General features: G+C 42.1%; 15 protein-coding genes and 1 pseudogene. 13 read left to right on the top strand and 3 right to left on the bottom strand.

What is annotated here, in order from left to right:
* Nucleotides 1-256: 256 nt before the first annotated feature.
* On the bottom strand, nt 257-1,258 hold the full coding sequence (locus Q4C79_RS03840; protein WP_303089753.1) for a thiamine ABC transporter substrate binding subunit: 1,002 nt from the start codon (nt 1,256-1,258) through the stop codon (nt 257-259).
* A gap of 110 nt (nt 1,259-1,368) precedes the next feature.
* On the opposite strand from Q4C79_RS03840, the gene Q4C79_RS03835 reads away from it, so the two are divergent.
* The 4 genes from Q4C79_RS03835 to glmS all read left to right on the top strand — a co-directional run bounded on the left by Q4C79_RS03835 (nt 1,369) and on the right by glmS (nt 5,721).
* Complete coding sequence (locus Q4C79_RS03835) at nt 1,369-2,043, top strand: pyrimidine 5'-nucleotidase (protein ID WP_303089711.1); 675 nt, start codon at nt 1,369-1,371, stop codon at nt 2,041-2,043.
* Between the two features lie 67 nt (nt 2,044-2,110).
* Complete coding sequence (locus Q4C79_RS03830; protein ID WP_303089710.1) at nt 2,111-2,380, top strand: spore cortex protein; 270 nt, start codon at nt 2,111-2,113, stop codon at nt 2,378-2,380.
* 48 nt (nt 2,381-2,428) lie between these two features.
* A complete protein-coding gene (glmU, locus tag Q4C79_RS03825; protein WP_303089709.1) occupies nt 2,429-3,802 on the top strand; it encodes a bifunctional UDP-N-acetylglucosamine diphosphorylase/glucosamine-1-phosphate N-acetyltransferase GlmU in 1,374 nt (457 codons plus the stop codon).
* Nucleotides 3,803-3,882: 80 nt separating this feature from the next.
* Nucleotides 3,883-5,721 (top strand): glutamine--fructose-6-phosphate transaminase (isomerizing), encoded by a 1,839-nt coding sequence (glmS, locus tag Q4C79_RS03820; RefSeq protein ID WP_303089708.1) that lies wholly within the window; start codon nt 3,883-3,885, stop codon nt 5,719-5,721.
* Nucleotides 5,722-5,810: 89 nt separating this feature from the next.
* On the opposite strand, the gene Q4C79_RS03815 is transcribed toward glmS, so the two are convergent.
* Complete coding sequence (locus Q4C79_RS03815; protein ID WP_303089707.1) at nt 5,811-6,821, bottom strand: SDR family oxidoreductase; 1,011 nt, start codon at nt 6,819-6,821, stop codon at nt 5,811-5,813.
* Between the two features lie 102 nt (nt 6,822-6,923).
* Here Q4C79_RS03815 and Q4C79_RS03810 point away from each other — a divergent pair, with 102 nt between their 5' ends.
* Complete coding sequence (locus tag Q4C79_RS03810) at nt 6,924-7,361, top strand: LysR family transcriptional regulator (RefSeq protein WP_303089706.1); 438 nt, start codon at nt 6,924-6,926, stop codon at nt 7,359-7,361.
* Between the two features lie 45 nt (nt 7,362-7,406).
* On the opposite strand, the gene Q4C79_RS03805 is transcribed toward Q4C79_RS03810, so the two are convergent.
* Nucleotides 7,407-8,303: a LysR family transcriptional regulator gene (locus tag Q4C79_RS03805; RefSeq protein ID WP_303089705.1), complete on the bottom strand. Its 897-nt coding sequence runs from the start codon at nt 8,301-8,303 to the stop codon at nt 7,407-7,409.
* Nucleotides 8,304-8,866: 563 nt separating this feature from the next.
* On the opposite strand from Q4C79_RS03805, the gene Q4C79_RS03800 reads away from it, so the two are divergent.
* From Q4C79_RS03800 to Q4C79_RS03765, 8 genes and pseudogenes are all read left to right on the top strand, one after another.
* Nucleotides 8,867-10,375, top strand: a complete 1,509-nt coding sequence (locus Q4C79_RS03800) for a class I adenylate-forming enzyme family protein (protein WP_303089704.1) — start codon at nt 8,867-8,869, stop codon at nt 10,373-10,375.
* A 7-nt stretch (nt 10,376-10,382) separates the two neighbouring features.
* Nucleotides 10,383-11,009 (top strand): HAD-IB family hydrolase, encoded by a 627-nt coding sequence (locus Q4C79_RS03795; RefSeq protein ID WP_303089703.1) that lies wholly within the window; start codon nt 10,383-10,385, stop codon nt 11,007-11,009.
* Nucleotides 11,010-11,011: 2 nt separating this feature from the next.
* Nucleotides 11,012-12,712, top strand: a complete 1,701-nt coding sequence (locus tag Q4C79_RS03790) for an FAD-dependent monooxygenase (RefSeq protein WP_303089702.1) — start codon at nt 11,012-11,014, stop codon at nt 12,710-12,712.
* Between the two features lie 38 nt (nt 12,713-12,750).
* Nucleotides 12,751-13,806, top strand: coding sequence for an acyl carrier protein (locus tag Q4C79_RS03785; RefSeq protein ID WP_303089701.1), 1,056 nt, complete (start codon nt 12,751-12,753; stop codon nt 13,804-13,806).
* Between the two features lie 20 nt (nt 13,807-13,826).
* Nucleotides 13,827-17,132 carry a beta-ketoacyl synthase N-terminal-like domain-containing protein gene (locus tag Q4C79_RS03780; protein ID WP_303089700.1) on the top strand — a complete coding sequence of 1,102 codons (3,306 nt, stop codon included), beginning with the start codon at nt 13,827-13,829 and terminating at the stop codon, nt 17,130-17,132.
* Nucleotides 17,133-17,315: 183 nt separating this feature from the next.
* A complete protein-coding gene (locus tag Q4C79_RS03775; RefSeq protein WP_303089699.1) occupies nt 17,316-17,750 on the top strand; it encodes a hypothetical protein in 435 nt (144 codons plus the stop codon).
* 131 nt (nt 17,751-17,881) lie between these two features.
* The gene (locus Q4C79_RS03770) at nt 17,882-18,574 is read left to right on the top strand and encodes an outer membrane protein (RefSeq protein WP_303089698.1); all 693 of its coding nucleotides are present in this window, start codon (nt 17,882-17,884) and stop codon (nt 18,572-18,574) included.
* A 272-nt stretch (nt 18,575-18,846) separates the two neighbouring features.
* A pseudogene (locus Q4C79_RS03765) lies at nt 18,847-19,001 on the top strand (IS5/IS1182 family transposase); the annotation flags it as partial.

Here is a 19,001-nt window from a genome sequence, read left to right as displayed (position 1 = left end):
CTCGCTGGGGTGTGGGTTGAATACAGCAAATGCCTGTCTGAAAAGATGAATGTCATCCTATCATAAAGGATAGCGGTTTACGGATTGAGTTTGCCTATAGGAGTCTTTTCAGACAGGCATTATCATTCGATTTAAACGGCAGATAGGGTCATTTTCCCGCATTTCATCCCCGATTTTGATAAAAAACGGGATGTCGCGTGCCATCTTTTCGAATAACACTCGCCCATCCCGTTTTGCCTTTACCGCAAAGCGGCGCTTATTTTTCCACTACCCGCAGCCAGCCCTCTACCCAGCGCTGGCGGTTCGCCTGAATATCGACCTCGCTCGGATTGTTGCTGAATTTCGGCTGCTCGGCGGATTTAAACGACGGCGGCAAGGGCGTGCCTTTCACCGCAGGATATACCCACATCGACTCCGGAATCGCTTTTTGCACGTCGCCGTTTTGCAGGTATTGCACCAATTTGGCCGCCAACTCCGGCTGTTCCGCCCCGCGCAATACCGCCGCGCCCTCTACTTGGCGGAACACCCCGCCTTGCAAAAAGAGATTACCGGTAGGCGGTTCCGTATATTTGCCCTTGCTGAAAAACACTTCCGCCGCCGGGCTCGTGGCATAGCTCACCACCAAAGGCCGTGCACCGCCGTTTTGGCTGAACTCAGTGTAATAAGCCGCATTCCAGTCGGGCGTAACCTTCACGCCGTTGGCACGCATTTTGCCCCACCAGGCCAGCGCTTTTTCTTCCCCCATCGCCTGAATGTTCGCCAAAAGAAACCCTAAGCCCGCGCCGGAAGTAGCCGGGCTGGGTACCGCCAGCAAATTTTTATAAGCAGGCGTGGCCAAATCATCCAAGGATTTTGGCAAAGGCACCCGATGCTTCTCAAACCAAGCCTTATCGTAATTGAGTGTTACATAGCCGTAATCCACTGCCAACGCGCCGTACAAAGGCGTATCGGTTTCGGCGCTCGCCGGCTGGTTGTCGGCCAACACCCCCGCTTCGCGCGCCTTGGCCGAGGTGGTGTTGTCCAAACCGAATACCGCATCCGCTACCGGCTTGGCACGGCTTAAAATCAGCTTGTTCACCAACTCGCCGCCGCCGCCCACTTTAATCACGTTCACTTTGGCATGATTTTCCTGCTCGAACTTGGCAATCAAAGGCTGCGGCAAATCAAACGACTTGTGCACTGCCAAACGCACCTCCGTAGGCGGCGCTTTCTGCTCCGCCTTTTTCTCCGGCGAACACGCCGCCGCCAATACGCCCATACCTATTGCACCTATTGCTAAAAACAGCCGTCGCTTCATTGTTGTTTTCTCCACCATTTTGTAAGATGTAACATTCTATAATGCAAGCCCGCTCTTGCGGCAAAATTTCTATGTCCACATCACCCGTTTGGTTATTCGATTTAGATAACACCCTGCACCACGCAGATGCCAGAATCTTCCAACTAATCAACCGTCATATGACAGGCTACATGGCACGAAAACTACAATTAAGCCACGATGAAGCCTCACACCTGCGCCAAGACTATTGGCACCGCTACGGTGCTACTTTAGCCGGTTTACAATTACATCACCCGGAAATTGACATACACGACTTCCTGCTGCAAAGCCATCCTTTGGAACCAATACTCGCCGCACTGCAACCAATGGAAAAGGTTTCGGAAACCTTAGCTAATTTGCATGGTCGAAAAGCCGTGTTCTCAAACGCACCTTCTTTTTATGTCGCCGCACTCACCTCGGCCATGCGATTGGGTGTTTACTTCGATGCCCTTTTGGGAACCGACAATTTCGGCCTGCACTATAAACCCGCCGACCAAGCCTATTTAACCGTTTGTCGCTTACTGCAAACCCAACCCGCCGACTGCATTATGATTGACGACAGCGCCGACAATCTGCATACCGCCCAAAAGCTGGGTATGCGCACTGTCTGGTTCGGCCAGCAAAGCCACGATTTGCCGTTCGTTGATTTCGCCGCAAAAGATTTCGCCGCACTGCAGCACTGGGCTCAAGAACACGGTTTAACCCGCAAAGAATCTGCACATTCTTAACAGCAGTCAATATCTTGCGTTATTATACCCCAGCAAATCAACATTGTTATTATTGTAAAGGATTTTTATGCGCCATTTCGTCTTTGTTCTGCTGGCCGCCACTGCCATCAGCGGTTGTTCGTGGGAAACCTATCAGAATGCCGAAGGCCGCACTTCATTGCGCCAAAAATATCCGCAAGGTACACGCGTGTACTATGAAGACGGCACCTATTCCCGCAATATGCGCAACAACCAATTCCGCCCGGAACAACACGCCGTTTTGCCGCAAGGGCAGCCGGAAAACGTACGCGGCACCTACTGGGAACAACCGGCAAACCCGGATAGTACCGGACAATAAAACAAACAACATCGTTCATCTCATTTGAAAACGGAATTCTCTTTAACTATGAATACCAATCTGCATATCGTTATTCTTGCCGCGGGCAAAGGCACGCGCATGTATTCCAAACTGCCTAAAGTATTGCACCAAATCGGCGGCCAACCCATGGTCGAGCGCGTCATCGATACCGCGCAGAGCCTGAACCCGGCCGGCATCAGCGTCATCATCGGCCACGGTAAAGAAATGGTGCTGGAACAAGTCAAGCGCAATGTAAACTGGGTAGAACAAACCGAACAGTTAGGCACTGGTCACGCCGTTAAAATGGCATTGCCGCACCTGCCCGCAGAAGGCGGTACGCTGGTACTTTACGGTGATGTTCCCTTGATTGATAAAGCAACTCTGGAAGCACTGCTGGAAGCAGCCGGTAACGAAGTCGGCCTGTTAACCGATGTTCCGGAAGATCCCACCGGTTTGGGCCGCATTATCCGCAAAGACGGCAAAGTGGTGGCGATTGTCGAAGAAAAAGATGCCGATGCCGAGCAAAAAGCAGTGCGCGAAATCAACACCGGTATTCTGGTTTTACCCAATGCCAAACTGGAAGGCTGGCTGAACAGCCTCTCCAGCAACAACGCACAAGGCGAATATTACTTAACCGATTTGATTGCCTTGGCCAATGCCGACGGCATCAACGTACATCCGGTGCAAGTTGCCGCCAGCTACATGGCCGCCGGCGTTAACAATAAGCTGCAACTGGCCGAGCTGGAACGCATTTTCCAAAACAACCAAGCCGAAGCGCTGTTAAAAGCCGGCGTTACCCTGCGCGACCCCGCACGCTTCGATTTGCGCGGCAGCCTGCAACACGGTCAAGACGTTGTCATCGATGTGAACTGCGTATTCGAAGGTACCGTAGTCTTGGGCGACAACGTACAAATCGGCGCCAACTGCGTGATTAAAAACGCCACCATTGCCGAGGGTACTGTGGTGCAGCCTTTCTCCCATTTCGAAGGCTGCGAAGTCGGTAAAAACGCCGCCATCGGTCCGTTCGCCCGTTTGCGCCCGAATGCCCGCTTAAGCGACGAAGTGCACATCGGCAACTTCGTCGAAGTAAAAAACACCGTGATGGGGGTCGGCAGCAAAGCCAACCACCTCACCTATCTGGGCGACGCCGAAATCGGCAGCAAAACCAATATCGGCGCCGGTACCATCACCTGTAATTACGACGGCGTCAACAAACACAAAACCTCAATCGGCGACGATGTCTTCATTGGCTCCGGCAGCATGATTGTTGCCCCGGTCGCCATCAACACTGGCGCCACTACCGGTGCCGGCAGCGTGATTACCAAAGACTGCCCCGAAGATACGCTGGTACTGGCCCGTGCCCGCCAGACCATCATCGAAGGCTGGGTGCGCCCCAAAAAAGAAGATAAAAACAACGCTTGAGTTTACGCTTTCCCCTTCAGGCCTGTCTGAAAGTCAGCGGCCTGAATTTTATTGATAAACCTTGGTACTAAGGAACTTTTATGTGCGGTATCGTCGGCGCCATCCGCGCCAACCATAATGTAGTAGACTTTTTAACCGACGGCCTCAAACGTCTTGAATACCGCGGTTACGATTCATCAGGCATCGCCGTGTTCAACGGCGAAAAAATCAAACGCGTGCGCCGTGTCGGCCGCGTACAATTGATGGAAGACGCAGCAAAAGAAAAAGGCCTGTTCGGCCACATCGGCATCGGCCACACCCGCTGGGCCACACACGGCGGTGTTACCGAGCCCAATGCCCACCCGCATATTTCGGGCGGCCTGATTGCCGTGGTACACAACGGCATCATCGAAAACTTCGAAGAAGAACGCACCCGCCTGCAAGGTCTGGGTTACGAATTCGAATCCCAAACCGACACCGAAGTGATCGCGCACAGCGTCAAACACGAATACAGCCAAAACGGCGGCAACCTGTTTGAAGCTGTCAAATCGGCCACCAAAAACTTCCACGGTGCTTACGCCATTGCCGTGATTGCACAAGACAACCCAGAAGAAATGGTTGTCGCACGCATGGGCTGCCCGCTGCTGGTTGCCCTGGGTGACCAAGAAACCTTTATCGCATCCGACGTATCCGCCGTCATCGCCTTTACCCGTCGCATTGTTTATCTGGAAGATGGCGACATTGCCATTTTGAAAGCCAACGGTATTGAAAAACTGATTGATAAAACCGGCAACAGCCCCGAACGCCAAGTGAAAGTTTCCGAATTGTCGCTTGCTTCACTGGAGTTGGGCCCGTACAGCCACTTCATGCAAAAAGAAATCCACGAACAGCCCAAGGCCATCGCGGATACCGCAGAAGTATTCCTTGAAGGCGGTTTCGAGCCGGAAAACTTCGGTGAAAATGCCCGCGAAGTATTCAATAATATCGACAGCATCAAAATCCTCGCTTGCGGCACCTCCTATTATTCCGCACTCACCAGTAAATATTGGCTGGAAAGCATTGCCAAAGTGCCGACCGACGTGGAAATCGCCAGCGAATACCGCTACCGCGACGTTATCGCCAACCCCAAACAGCTGATTATCACCATTTCCCAATCCGGTGAAACGCTGGACACCATGGAAGCGCTGAAATACGCCCAATCATTGGGCCACAAACACAGCCTTTCCATTTGTAACGTCATGGAATCCGCCCTGCCGCGCGAAAGCGAGCTGGTGCTCTACACCCGCGCCGGTGCCGAAATCGGCGTAGCTTCTACCAAAGCCTTCACCACTCAGCTTGTCGTATTGTTCGGCTTGGCGGTAACCATCGGCAAAATGCGCGGCCATGTCAGCGATGAGCAGGCACACGCCTACATCGAAGAATTGCGCCAATTGCCGGGCAGCATCCAGCACGTATTGAATCTGGAACCGCAAATCGCCGCTTGGGCGCAAAAATTTGCCAAGAAAAACAGCTCGCTGTTCCTCGGCCGCGGTATCCACTACCCAATCGCCCTCGAAGGTGCATTGAAACTGAAAGAAATCACCTACATCCACGCCGAAGCCTATCCGGCCGGTGAACTGAAACACGGCCCATTGGCACTGGTAGACGAAAACATGCCGGTAGTCGTGATTGCACCGAACGACAACCTGCTCGACAAAGTGAAAGCCAATATGCAGGAAGTCGGCGCCCGCGGCGGCGAATTGTTTGTGTTCACCGATCTGGACAGCAATTTCAACGAAGGCGAAGGCGTACACGTGATCCGCACTCCGCGCCATGTCGGCATCCTGTCACCGATCGTCCACACCATTCCCGTGCAGCTGCTGTCTTACCACGCAGCTCTGGCACGCGGCACCGATGTAGACAAACCGCGTAACTTGGCCAAATCGGTTACCGTAGAATAAGCGAAATTTGCTCAATAAAATGCCTGTCTGAAAATTCTTTCAGACAGGCATTTTATTGAGCTTTTCTTACAACTTAAATCCAATCACCCCTATTTCAAAAAACCATGCTGCCGATACCATTGCAATACATCGTTTAATGTTTCCTTCAATGGCCGAAACGTAGCCCCCAGTTCTCGTTTGCTTTTTTCGTGACTAAAATGGGTACGCAGGTATTCGCGGGCAATCAGATTAACACTGGATCGACTCAGCAATATCGGCTTTTTAGTCAGCCAGTGATAAATTTCCTGAATTTGTGCAATCAAGCGCAGCATAAAAAGCGGAATCGGTTTGGTTGGCGCAGGTACATGGCTGACTTGTGCCAGTTCGCTCATTAAATCGCCCATGGTCACATGTTGCCCTGCTGCAAGATAGCGCTCGCTCCGACGGCCTTTTTCCATAGCTAAAATCAGATGTTCGGCCACATCACGCGCATCCACCGCACTAAAGCTCGCCGGTAAAACGCCCGGCAGTTTTTTCTGCATATAATCCATTACGAATTGGCCGGACGAAGTCGGGCCAATATCGCCCGGCCCAAACATCCAACCAGGTAAAACAAAACAGGCGAACATATCGGAATGCTTATCCAGAAAATGATTTACCACTTCTTCGCTCATGATTTTGCTACGGTAATAATCATCGGCATCCTCTCTGGGGCGGGACATAGTTTCGTCAATTAATTGATTTTGTTCACCATGCAATACGGCAATGGAAGAAGTATGAACCATCCGCCGGATACCTGCTTCATAAGCTGCCTGAAGCAAATCTTCAGTGCCCTTGACATTGGTATCATACAAAGCCTGCCAGTGCTTACCGCCTTTGAGGCTATCACGAAAATAGGCCGCGGTATGAAACAAGCAGTCGCACTCGGCCAACTTCGTACGATAGCTCTCCGGTCGGCATAAATCGCCCTCTACCCAGTTTAACGACACATCCGGAAATTGCCGTGCAGCTTTTTCTGCGCTGCGCACCAAAGCTGTTACCTCAATATTCTTTGCCAACAAAGCGCGTACCAGATTATTGCCCAGCAAACCGGTAGCGCCGGTAACAAAAGCGTGTTTCATCTATTTTCTCCAAAATTTCGGTCATGCTTTATGATAGCCTGTACAATTGTTTCAAATAAGACACCATTTATTGAATACTTTGTTGCACAGGAATCACCAATCATGCGAAGTACCGAATTAGGAGAATTGGCGGCATTTATTAGTATTGTTCAACAAGGCAATTTCCGTCGTGCCGCAACCAGCCTGAACATCAAGCCATCAACGCTATCACACAGCATGCGGGCACTAGAGGAACGGCTCGGGATTCGCCTGCTCAACCGAACCACCCGCAAGCTTTCGCTCACAGAAGCCGGGCAAGTCCTATTTGATCAGGTTGCTCCAGCATTGGGCAATATTGAAAATGCTGTTGAAACACTGAATCGCTTCCGCACCACCCCTGCTGGTACCGTACGCTCAATATGCCGCGCATTTATTGTTGCCCAAGCTGAAAGCTTTTCAACAACGCTATCCCGATATCAAACTGGAGATTGCTGCGGAAAACCGCTTTACCGATATTGTTGGTGGTGCAGGCCTAGTTGTCTAGGGCAGCTCCTTCTGTAATATCGTGATGGCAATGAAATGATTGATTGATGTGCCAACCATTGATTAATTAGACTCACCAATTCGTAGAGCACCTACCAATACGCGCAATGCTGATGAAATTCTACGATCGGGGTAGTAGAGAAAAAAACCGGGGACGATTGGGCTGTATTCTGAGAGCACTTGTATCAGTTTTCCTGCTTTTATCTGCGGCATGACTAGCTCTTCAGCAGAATAGGCCAATCCCAAGCCATGAGTGGCAGCATCTACGATTAAGTCGGAATCGTCCAGAATCAGGTTCCCGGAGGCGGTGATGTTGGAGGTTTGGCCGCTTTGTTCAAAAATCCAGCCTTCCAATCCGCCAGTGGTGATGGTGCGGCGATTGATACATTGATGCTGATGCAAATCTTGTGGTGTTTGTGGGACTGGATGGCGGGCAAAATAATCGGGGGAGCCGACTACGGCGATCTTGATATCAGGCGTAATCCGTACGGCTACCATATCCTGCTCAAGATGTTTGCCAAGACGGATGCCGGCATCAAATGCTTCACCAACAATATCGGTAAAGCGGTTTTCCGCAGCAATTTCCAGTTTGATATCGGGATAGCGTTGTTGAAAAGCTTTCAGCTTGGGCAACAATAAATGCGCGGCAATAACGCGCGGCATATTGAGGCGTACGGTACCAGCAGGGGTGGTGCGGAAGCGATTCAGTGTTTCAACAGCATTTTCAATATTGCCCAATGCTGGAGCAACCTGATCAAATAGGACTTGCCCGGCTTCTGTGAGCGAAAGCTTGCGGGTGGTTCGGTTGAGCAGGCGAATCCCGAGCCGTTCCTCTAGTGCCCGCATGCTGTGTGATAGCGTTGATGGCTTGATGTTCAGGCTGGTTGCGGCACGACGGAAATTACCTTGTTGAACAATGCTAACAAAGGCTACCAGCTCTCCCAATTCGGTACTACGCATGATTGATGTCTCCTGTGCAACAAACTATTCAATAAGTAGGGGCTTACTTGAAACAAATATACAGGCTATTATAAATATTCAAATTTAATATTTAATTTTTTGGAGAACAAAATAGATGAAATACACTTTTGTTATCGGTACCACCAGCTTGCTGGGCAATAATCTGGTACGCGCTTTATTTACAAATAATATTGAGGTAACGGCTCTGGCACACAGCACAGAAAAAAATTGTACAGTAATTTCTGGATGTGTCATTAAACTGGGACGAGGGCGATTTATGCCATCCGAAGAGCTATCGTGCTAAGTTGACTGAGCGTGACAGCTTGCTTCATGCTGTAGCTTTTATTTCGCAACAACCTCTGACAAAAACATATAGTAGCGCAAATAAAACAGCATCATTTTTTAATTTACCCAACCCCATCTTAACCTAAAATCATTTTTATTCATATTAAATTATCAATTCAAACCCCTTTAAACATTAAAATCACCTAAAAATAGCAAAAATTTTAATTTTTCAAGTATTTTAGTATCTTAAAACGACTTTCAAAAGGAAGGTGTAAAACATGCCTACAGTAACCAATAATTACGGATTTATGCATAGATTTTTGAAAATTACGGAAAGCCACCCAGACAGTATAGCTATTAATGACATAGATAACGATAAAATTTTAAGTTACAAAGAATTAAAACAATTAGCAGAAAAGCGGCAAAATGCACTGACAGCCGCCGGAATCAAGAAGGGAAATAAGGTAGCCTTAATATTGCCCAATGGAATTGATTTCATCTCATACTACTTGGCTTTAATTAGCAAAAAAGCGCTACCCGTCATTATCAATAATAGCCTAACTTCTTGCGAAATCAATCAAATTCTTAACACAATCAAGCTGGATTATATTATTACAGATGAAGAATTCTATAAAGATAAGCTTGGCGCTATTACCGAACCTTTCCACCGTGTGCTCCTGTGTGGAAATAACACTCTCAACAACAATGAAGAAAACCATTACAACCTAGATGATTTAGTTAAAAAAACAGCAAACAATCACCAAGAAACATTAAAAGCCCCTGAAGGTAATCCAATTATATCTTTACAATTTACTTGGCGTGGTTTGGGGCGACCTTTAGCTGTTGCTCATCACTATTTGGATATGACTTATTCTACTGATGGCTTACATAAAAATTTCCATACACAAGGTATTGGTAGTGTTCACCTTGTTACTTTACCGCTATATGCAATCTTCGGCCTATCTGTCATGTTAGTCTTCCCTCTTAGCGTAGGAGCTACTTTACTAATTACCAACACCATTCTTAAACGAGACTTAGCTGACGTCCTGTCAACCTATCAAGTTACTTTTGCATGCCTAGTTCCCGATGTAATTCGTTACTTTAATACTCGATTAGCAAAAAGAAAACAAGCCCCAACGGAATTGCACCCTCAATTGATGATTTATTCGGGTGGAGGGCATTTACCAGCAAATGATGGCGAACGACTTAGCTCACTATTAGGTTGCGCGCCTGTGCTACAGGGGTATGGATTAACCGAAACCTTACCAATTATTGTTCAAAATACATTAGGAGAACAACATAGGGGAGCAATGGGACAGATAATTTCCGGTGTAGAAGCACGAGTAATAAATGCTGATGGAAAAGAAGTAGAGAAAGGTCATATTGGAGAGTTAATAGTTAAAGCTCCTATGATTTCAAAAGGTTACTATGAAGATGAAGAAGGGACCCTATTGTTTTTTAAAGACGAATGGTTCCATACGGGAGATTTGGTATGGAGTGATGACAATGATCATCTATACTTTGTTTGCCAACGTCTACGTATTTCTAAAGTACGTGCACAAATGATTGATTTTCGTGATATAGAAATTGCTGCATTAAGACATAACTCTGTTCAGGATGCACGTGCATGGGTAGTTCCAGACCCAAAGCAAGCTAATACAATTTTCTTAAGTGTCAAAGTAACAGATGAGTCCTTAACAGAACCAAAGCTCTTATCTTTCATGGGCAATTATCTATCTAACTTTAAATTACCCCGCCAAATACAATTATTAAATGTTTCTAAATAAACATAATTTGGAGAGTTTACAAGTGCAAAATAATATTATTAGGCCTGTATTGGTAGTTTTTGACTTTGATGGGACATTAACTGATAGGCATACATTTTGGCGTTATATAAGATTTATTCACGGCTCCTGTTTCTTCTGGAGAAAAGTCTTATTATCACTTCCTCAGATTATTGCTGTTCTATTAAAAATAACACCAGTAATGAAGGCTAGGAGAAAGTTTATCTATTATTTTTTTTCAAATCTTGATGTTCGCATGGAAAATACCATAGCTAAACATTATGTTGAGGAATATCTACCTCATTGTTTACGACCCGAAGCAATCCGGCGTTTACATTGGCACCAATCTCAAGGACATCTTGTTGCTCTAGTGAGTAACTCGCCAGAAAACTATTTGAAAATATGGGGAGAAAAAAACAACTTGGATATTGTATGCGGAACTAGATTAGCCTCCGATGGAAAAAAATTCAATGGATTCATTATGGGAAATGATTGTGTTGGCGATGAAAAAGTTCGACGTTTACGAGAAGCTGTACCTAATTTAGATGAGTATCAAATTTATGTATATGGGGACTCATCAGGTGATACTCAAATCTTAGATATTGCAACAATCCCTTTTTATAGAAATTGGTATTAAATATGATGACTGATAAAAAAATCTCAAACAAAAACTCTGAAATATTGATCGTTGGAGCTGGCCCCGTAGGTTTAACATTAGCAATTTTACTTAAACAATATGATGTTCCATTTAGGATTATAGAAAAAAATAATGGGCCATCTAATACTACTAAAGCCATGGCTATACACGCTAGAACCTTAGAAATTTTTCGCGAGTTAGGTATTGTCGATGAGGCAACAAATCAAGGATTTCATATTAAAACTTTCTCTATACAATCGGAGAAGAAACGTATACTTAATTATGATTTTTCACGATTAGAAACCAATTGGCCAATTCTGCTTAGCTTACCTCAGCCAGATGTCGAGAAGCTAATGTTACAACGGCTTGAAAGTTTGGGAGGGACGGTCGAATGGAATACAACCTTACTTGATATTGAACAAACACCTGATCATGACATCCACGCTTTAATACAAAAACTTGATGACCAAGAAAATGCGGAATGGTCATCATACCGTTGGTTATGTGCGTGTGATGGAGCTCGAAGCTTAGTGCGTAAAAAACTAAAATTAGATTTTTCAGGCTCGTCTTATGATTCTTACTTCATGCTTACCGATGCAGATATTAAGTGGGATGAACCCTTAGATGAGGGGGCTTTTTTTCTTGGCTCTAAAGAAGGCTATGTTGCAGTAGCTCCAATTGATGGTAAAGGACGATATAGATTGTTCTTTGAGATTCCACATGTATTGCCACCTGAAAATGAACAACCTGCATTAGATTTGCCCACTTTTCAAAAGCTGTGTAATGAACGTGGAAAAAAAATGACATTATCTAACTTATCCTCTATGACGATAGCTTCTTTTCAACATAGGCAAATTAATCAATTAAAGCATGGTTCTATTTTCTTAGTTGGTGATGCGGCACATATAGGCAGCCCAATTGGGGGGCAATGGATGAATTTAGGTTTGTCTGAAGCATACAATTTAGGATGGAAACTAGCTTTCGTCTATAAAGGTTATGCAAATAGCAAACTTCTAGACAGTTATCATGATGAACGATCCCTAGTAGCACAAGAAGCAGAAAAGACAGCACATCGTTTGACTAAACTAATTACTACAAAAAACCCCATAATAGTTTATTTTCGAAATAATTTGCTCTCCCTTATTAGTAATCGAAGAAAAATTCAAAATAAATTACCCTCAATGATTTCAGGGCACTCCTACAACTACAAGCAAAGTAGTTGGGTTCTTAATATGCTGAAAAGTAATGAACACCTGTCGTGGAGGCAAAAATTTAAAAAAGATTACCCTCGACACCCCATACCTAAAGCTGGCGAATTAGCACCTGACATTAAACTGTGGATGTTACCAAATGTAACCTCTCAAGAGCTGCTGTTAAGTTCTTTCTATTATCACAACTATTTGCTACTAATCTTTACGGCCACAGATATAGGATCGTTATATGTAGACTCATATTTAGCAATGGCTCAAGCAATAACAATGAACTATCAAGGTATAGAAGCTCGCTGTGTTGTAGATACTATAGATATTGAAAATCTTAACGTGATCGCAGATCCAGATTGGAGGCTCCATTCTCGATATCATGCAAAAAGAGGCAATCTAGTCCTAATAAGACCTGATGGATACATTGCTTTTCAAGGTACAGACCCAGATAAATTAATATCTTTTATGAAAGATAAATTATCATTTCTTGAGCGAGTATAAATTTAATAAGCATTAAACCATATTCCAAGGAGAATCAAATGAACAACTTAGTGATACAAGAATATATTTGTGCAAATAGCAAAATAACACAAAATTATTTTACATTTGTAGATCGAATTCTTGACTTATTGCATGAAACCCCTCAAAAACGAGAAATTCTTGAACGACTTCTTTCTCAAACAGAGGAAATAACAAATAAATTCCTAGAAACAAATCAACAGTTATTATCGTTTAGCTCTAATCAATCAATTATTCTTGAGGAATTTGACGAGAATTTAGTCAAAGCAAGTATAAGTGAAAATCAACAAAATCATGAACCTAAAAATATACATCAAAAAATTCATGATAATCAACTTGATCCGCAAGAATGGTTAAGAAATACATTAGCCGAAATGACTGGTTATGAAACTGATCACATCAATTTATCCTTGGACTTTTTTAGCCTTGGTCTTGATTCACTTAGTATTTTAGATTTACATGAAGCTCTAAACCAACAGTACCCGTTGATAAATAAATTTTATCAATACGATGAAGTCGACACCCCTCAAAAACTACTAAACATAATCTATTCTTTCTCGGAAAACCCAAAAAAAAATGAACTTTATACAGTAGACATAGAAGAAGTCATTTCTAATATCATTTCAGATTTAACTGGCTTTTCTGAGGACAATATCGATATGACGGTTAGTTTTGATGAATTGGGTTTAGACTCTTTGGGGCGTTTAGATTTTTTAGAGGCTTTACAATTAAAATGTCCTTCAGTAAAAAAATACGACGGTAATATAATGGATTTACTAGAACTGTCTCCTAAAGAAATTTCAAATACTTTAAAAAAATTTTTTAACGAAAATAAGCCTAGTCCTACCTCAAAGCTCAAAGAGTCATTGTTTTTACTGTTAGAAAAACACAGTGCTATTGATAATTTTAATGAGGAAACACCTTTTTCTGAATACTTAGCAGATGGATTTATTCGCGCACAGATTTGGGAGGAAATGGGTAATCAATTTAGTCATTGTAAATTTGCTGGAGAAGCTTTGATGTCCCGTAGAAATGCAAAAGAGGCTTTAGCATTATTAACAGACTTGGAAAGCTAAAAAATATGACGCACAATTTTATGGATTCACAAAATAATATGGATGAATTACTTTTTTGTTTTAGCGCGATGGCTGGTGAATTTCCTGGAGCTAAATCAATAGAAGAATTATGGGATTTTTTAAATAAAAGAAAGCCAGCAGCAACTAATTCTTTATTACCACGTTGGGATGTAGAATCTAAATCTATTTTTAATGCTCACCCAGGCACTCTTAACAAAGTTTATCTAGATAAAGCATTCACCTTAGATGAACCTATAGGTGATTTATCTCGTCAACTTACTATAGGTACAAGAGTATTACAGCAACTATTTAAAGAACCTCAATTAAACTCTAATTCTTTGCAGAGGAGTAGAATAGGCTTAATTCTAGCCACTTCTTGGAGTGATGAAAGTTATTTTGCTTCAGATAATGGTTTGTCTGCTGGTGAACAAGTTCAAACTTTAGCTGATAGAATGCAATTAGGGGGGCCTGCATTGTCAGTGGATACTGCATGCAGCTCCCTTCACTATGCACTAGAAATGGGACGTAGTTTGGTAATCAGCGGACAGGCTGACCAAGTTGTAATTATGACGATTAATACTGTCTTAGCCCTACCTCTTTACTTAGGTTTTTCACAATTAACTGCATTCTCTGAAGATGCATGCCTACGTGCTTTCGGCTCTCAAGCAAATGGGATTGTTCCCGCCGAGTGCGCTTGCGCTTTTTTACTCGAACCTTTAAATAGTGCATTAATATCTAGACGCACCCCTTTAGGCTTATTAAAAGCCATTGGTTTATCATCAGATGGCAATGAAGGTTCAACCTTTTCTCCTAGTGAAAATGCACAAATAGCTGCATATCAAAGAGCTTGGAAGAATTTGGATCCTAAAAGTATTGATTATTTGGAAACTCACGGCACAGGCACACCATTGGGTGATAAAACTGAATTGCAATCAATACATCAGTTTTTTGTTAAAAACAGAACAAATCAAAGCCCCTTGCTATTGGGATCAATTAAAGCAATGTTAGGACACACCTTAGCTGCTGCAGGTGGGCCATCATTAGCAAAAGCATTGATGATTCTGAAGAATCAGTATATCCCACCACAACCTGATTACCAAGTTACCCCTTCCCTCTCTAAAATAGGAATTGAATTAGCAACATCTAATAAAGTAGATGGGAAGAAAGTACGTCGTATAGGTATCTCAAGTTTTGGTTTCGGTGGTTCCAATGCACACATGATTATTGATAAACCTCTCACCTATTCAAAAGAAGAGATTGAAGAGCCAATTAAAAATAATGGTCTCTTACGATTAAATTTATCAATAATAGATGCAGAAGCAGCTTTAGGGGGTGCCTTTCATTTGGCAGAATGGAGGGACGCTTTGAAATGTCCTAATCCCATTGGAGCATTTCCGATAGAGAGATTTGAAAATAATAATTGTAACAATCTAAAACATGGTCATTATCTTAACAAAGACTATGAAATAGATGTGAATGGTTATTCGATGGGGCCGAAAGCTTTAAATCATATAGACCCATATAAATTGTTGCTCTCCTCATTAGCTGGTCGGATAATTAATCGCCATCCATCAGTTGCGAATAACACAAAAACAGCTGTCATGATATGTTGTAATACAGGAGGGGAAAGCTTTTCAAATGCATACTCTAGATGCGAATACTTTAAGTCAGGACAAGGGAACCCTCCCAATGTAACAGTTGCAGATGTAGCGTCTATGCTACCATCTATGCTTTCTGGATATGTTGCAAAAATTTTTAATTTACAAGGATTTCATCAAACGTTAGCTGGAAAACCAGGGCTATTATGGCAAGCATTATTAACTTTACCTACTTGGTTTAATCGTGGATTTGATCAAATTATTTTAGGAGCTGGTCGTTATATAAGTAGCTATAGCGAATTACGCCACTGCGATGATGCCACGAAAATACTTCATGGTGAGGGTGCTGGCGTACTATTAATAAAACCTTGGGATAAAAACGATGATCAATCATTAGTATTATTACACTGCGCAGTGTTCGCAACACATGCGAGTCAACTTAGTGATGCATGTGATATTTCAGGAATAGACCAAAGTGAAATAACTGAAATAAGCATTTGTGAATTAGATGCTTTTCATCAAGAAAATACCCAAAATTTATACCAATCAACTGGTTGGTTATCTGAAGCTTGTGGAATTGAATATCTATTACGACAAGTTGTGTCTTTAAAAGGAAAAGGAGTCATTGAGGTTCATAACCAAGGGAATCCTGTAATGTGGCTTTTTAGTGAACGATTAAAAAATCATTCAGATTCAGCTAATCATAACAATAAACTTCCTTACGTTTTAAAATTTTCGGGTTCCACGCAAACTACAGTAAATGGTATACAACATATTCAAACTATAGAGAGTAATATTGACAAATCAAATACATGTTTACAATTAATTAGCCAACAGGTATCAGAAACTGTGTTGGCGGGATTAAGTACTAGAAATTTAATTATGCAAAATTTATCGACGGGAGATATTGAACAAAATGATTTAGAAAAAAATTTATCTAATTTAATAACTAATATTCAGCTAACAGAATATGGCTGGGGCGCCATACTAAATGTCAATCAAGAGCATCCTTACTTTTTTGATCATCCACTAGACCACGTTCCTGGAATTTTACTAATCGCAGGAGCTTTACAACTAATTGATTATGCGAAAATTATTAAAAAATCTGAATTTATCAGCAGTATAAATATCCGATTTATGAATTATGTTAACCTAAATTCAAAAATTAATTTAAAACTATACAAAAGTAAAAAGCAAGATTGGACTGTTATTATTGAGCAGCACCAAAAGGTTGTATGTAGCCTTAAATTTACATACAGCCATATAAGTTTAGCTGATTATCCCAAAAACACTAATAGATTTAAGCCTTGTACTCGTATGGAATTGCTACATAAACATAACGAGGACAATGTTTTGGTTAGTGACCTGTTTGTTCAGGAAGATATCTATTCTGTTTTTACCACACCAATACCTGATAATCATTTTTTTCAACATTCAGGATCTACCGAATATCTCTCTATAGTCTACTTTTTAGAAATTGCACGCCAATGTTATATGCAAATTGCCCATGAAATACTAAAAGTTCCTTTAGGAATACCAATGAATCTAGTTATATTAGATTTTTCATTGGAAGCTCCAATATCACGAGAGGGCACTCTACGCGTAACCGCAACCAAAGAAAACTTACCTAAAACTAGCAGTTTAAACAATATTATTAAATTATCACTTTTCTCTAGCAACAAAAGAATAGGATCAGTAAAAATAATTGCTCAAGTTTTAAAAAAATAAAAAGCATCCGACACCCATATAACCTATTATTTATAGAGGAATCTAAAATAACTGATAATTTACCGCCGATAATACTGTGGTAGCCTTTAATGGGTTCACTATGAATAAAGTAACTTGCGAGGCCATACATCATATTTGTTAATTTTACACACAATTAACATGGCAACTATTAGGATTTAACAAATGAAAACAGTAACTGTTAGTTTAGATATGGATGTACCTGCATCTATAATCTGGTTAATTTGGTCTGATTTGAAGAACTCCCCAAATTGGGATAAGGATGTTAAGATTTGTCAGATTAATGGTGAATTTACCGAAGGAACAACAGGAGTTTGCGAATTAAAAAATGGCCTTAAAATGAAAATAACTCTTGACCAAGTAATTTTTGAAAAAAGTTGGAGTAATACCGCAGAAATATTTGGCCTAACTTTAAAATTTCATCACTGGTTAGATATTACATCTTCACGGTCATGTCAAGTAACACATCAATGCGATGTAAGCTCAGTAAATTTTTGGCCTCTCAGAAGAATTCTTCAAACTATGCTAAAAAAATCGCTTACTGATTCACTAGAAAACATGAAAAATCTTGCTAATAAAAAGTGGCAACCTTATTCATAATACAAGATCACTCTTTTATTAATCATCTTGAATGTTCAAAAGCAGGTACTTAAAAATTTTTCTAAATTGAGCACTTTTTAAATATCAACATACCAATCAACTTGTAGTGGTAATTGTCGGAGACATGTATTATGAATATGAAACTTTTATTATCGCCAATCATTTTATTTCCTAGCTTCAGTATTGCTCAATCAACCGAAAGTGGACCTTATATTGGACTCCAAGGAGGGGGAAATTGGGTGTCATCTCAATATCTTAAGCAACAAAATATTAATTTTGTAAGGATGAATTTTAAAGAGCCTACCAAAAGCGGATATACTTTAGGGATAGTCTCGGGCTGGAACTTAGCTTCAGGCTTTCGTCCAGAAATTGAGTTGAGTCATCGGAAAAATTCTTTGAGTAGCTTTGATGAAAGGCACTATGAAGGTAACACCGCCATTGAAGGTCTAGGAAGCGAATCATTTTCAGGTTTTTTTGCCAATCTTTGGTACGATATTCCCATTAATTTACAAGTTAGTGAAAAAGTTAATATTAAGCCATATATTGGCGCCGGAGTCGGCCATGGACGTTTAACAATTGAAAATTTAAAAGCTGGGGGTGTTCCTTTCGGAGAAACATTCAAGGATAACGTTAATGCATGGCAATTAGGTACTGGCATTACTATGAACTATAAAAGAAAATATAGCGCATCATTAAATTATCGCTATGTAAAAACCTCTTCTGCAGAATACAAAAATAATGGTTTACCATTATTACCACCAGACAACATCAGAACACGTTACAAAGCTTACACAACAGCGTTGGAAATGCGATATAATTTTTAGACATTTACAAAAAACTTAAGTTACCTCTTGATTCATCAATAAGTTATTTTTTGTAAAAAATAACTATTTATACATTTTATCCGAAGATGCTTCTTTAATATTAGAGACTGACGTAGATTAGCAATGGGATTAGACTCAAAAAGTGCTTGATTTTTTTGCACCCCAAGTAACGGTACGTTCAGCTATCAATTTATTAGACATTCAGGCTGAGACCTTTGCAAAAAAACCAAAACTCCTCTAAATTCTCCTAAAGAATTCAGAGGAGTTTTTTTATGAGCAGCTTCTTCCACCAACAAGCCCAAATAATGATGAGCAAACATATCGACAGCTACCCGTTGCTCAAAATTAACCGGCTACTCGATTGGCAGCCCATCGAACAACTGCTCAACCGGCAAAAGACCCGTTACATCCGCGACCACCGCGGTCG

The organism is Neisseria sp. (assembly GCF_030523955.1).
GTDB lineage: Bacteria > Pseudomonadota > Gammaproteobacteria > Burkholderiales > Neisseriaceae > Neisseria.
This window is presented reverse-complemented; position numbering and strand designations above follow the sequence as displayed.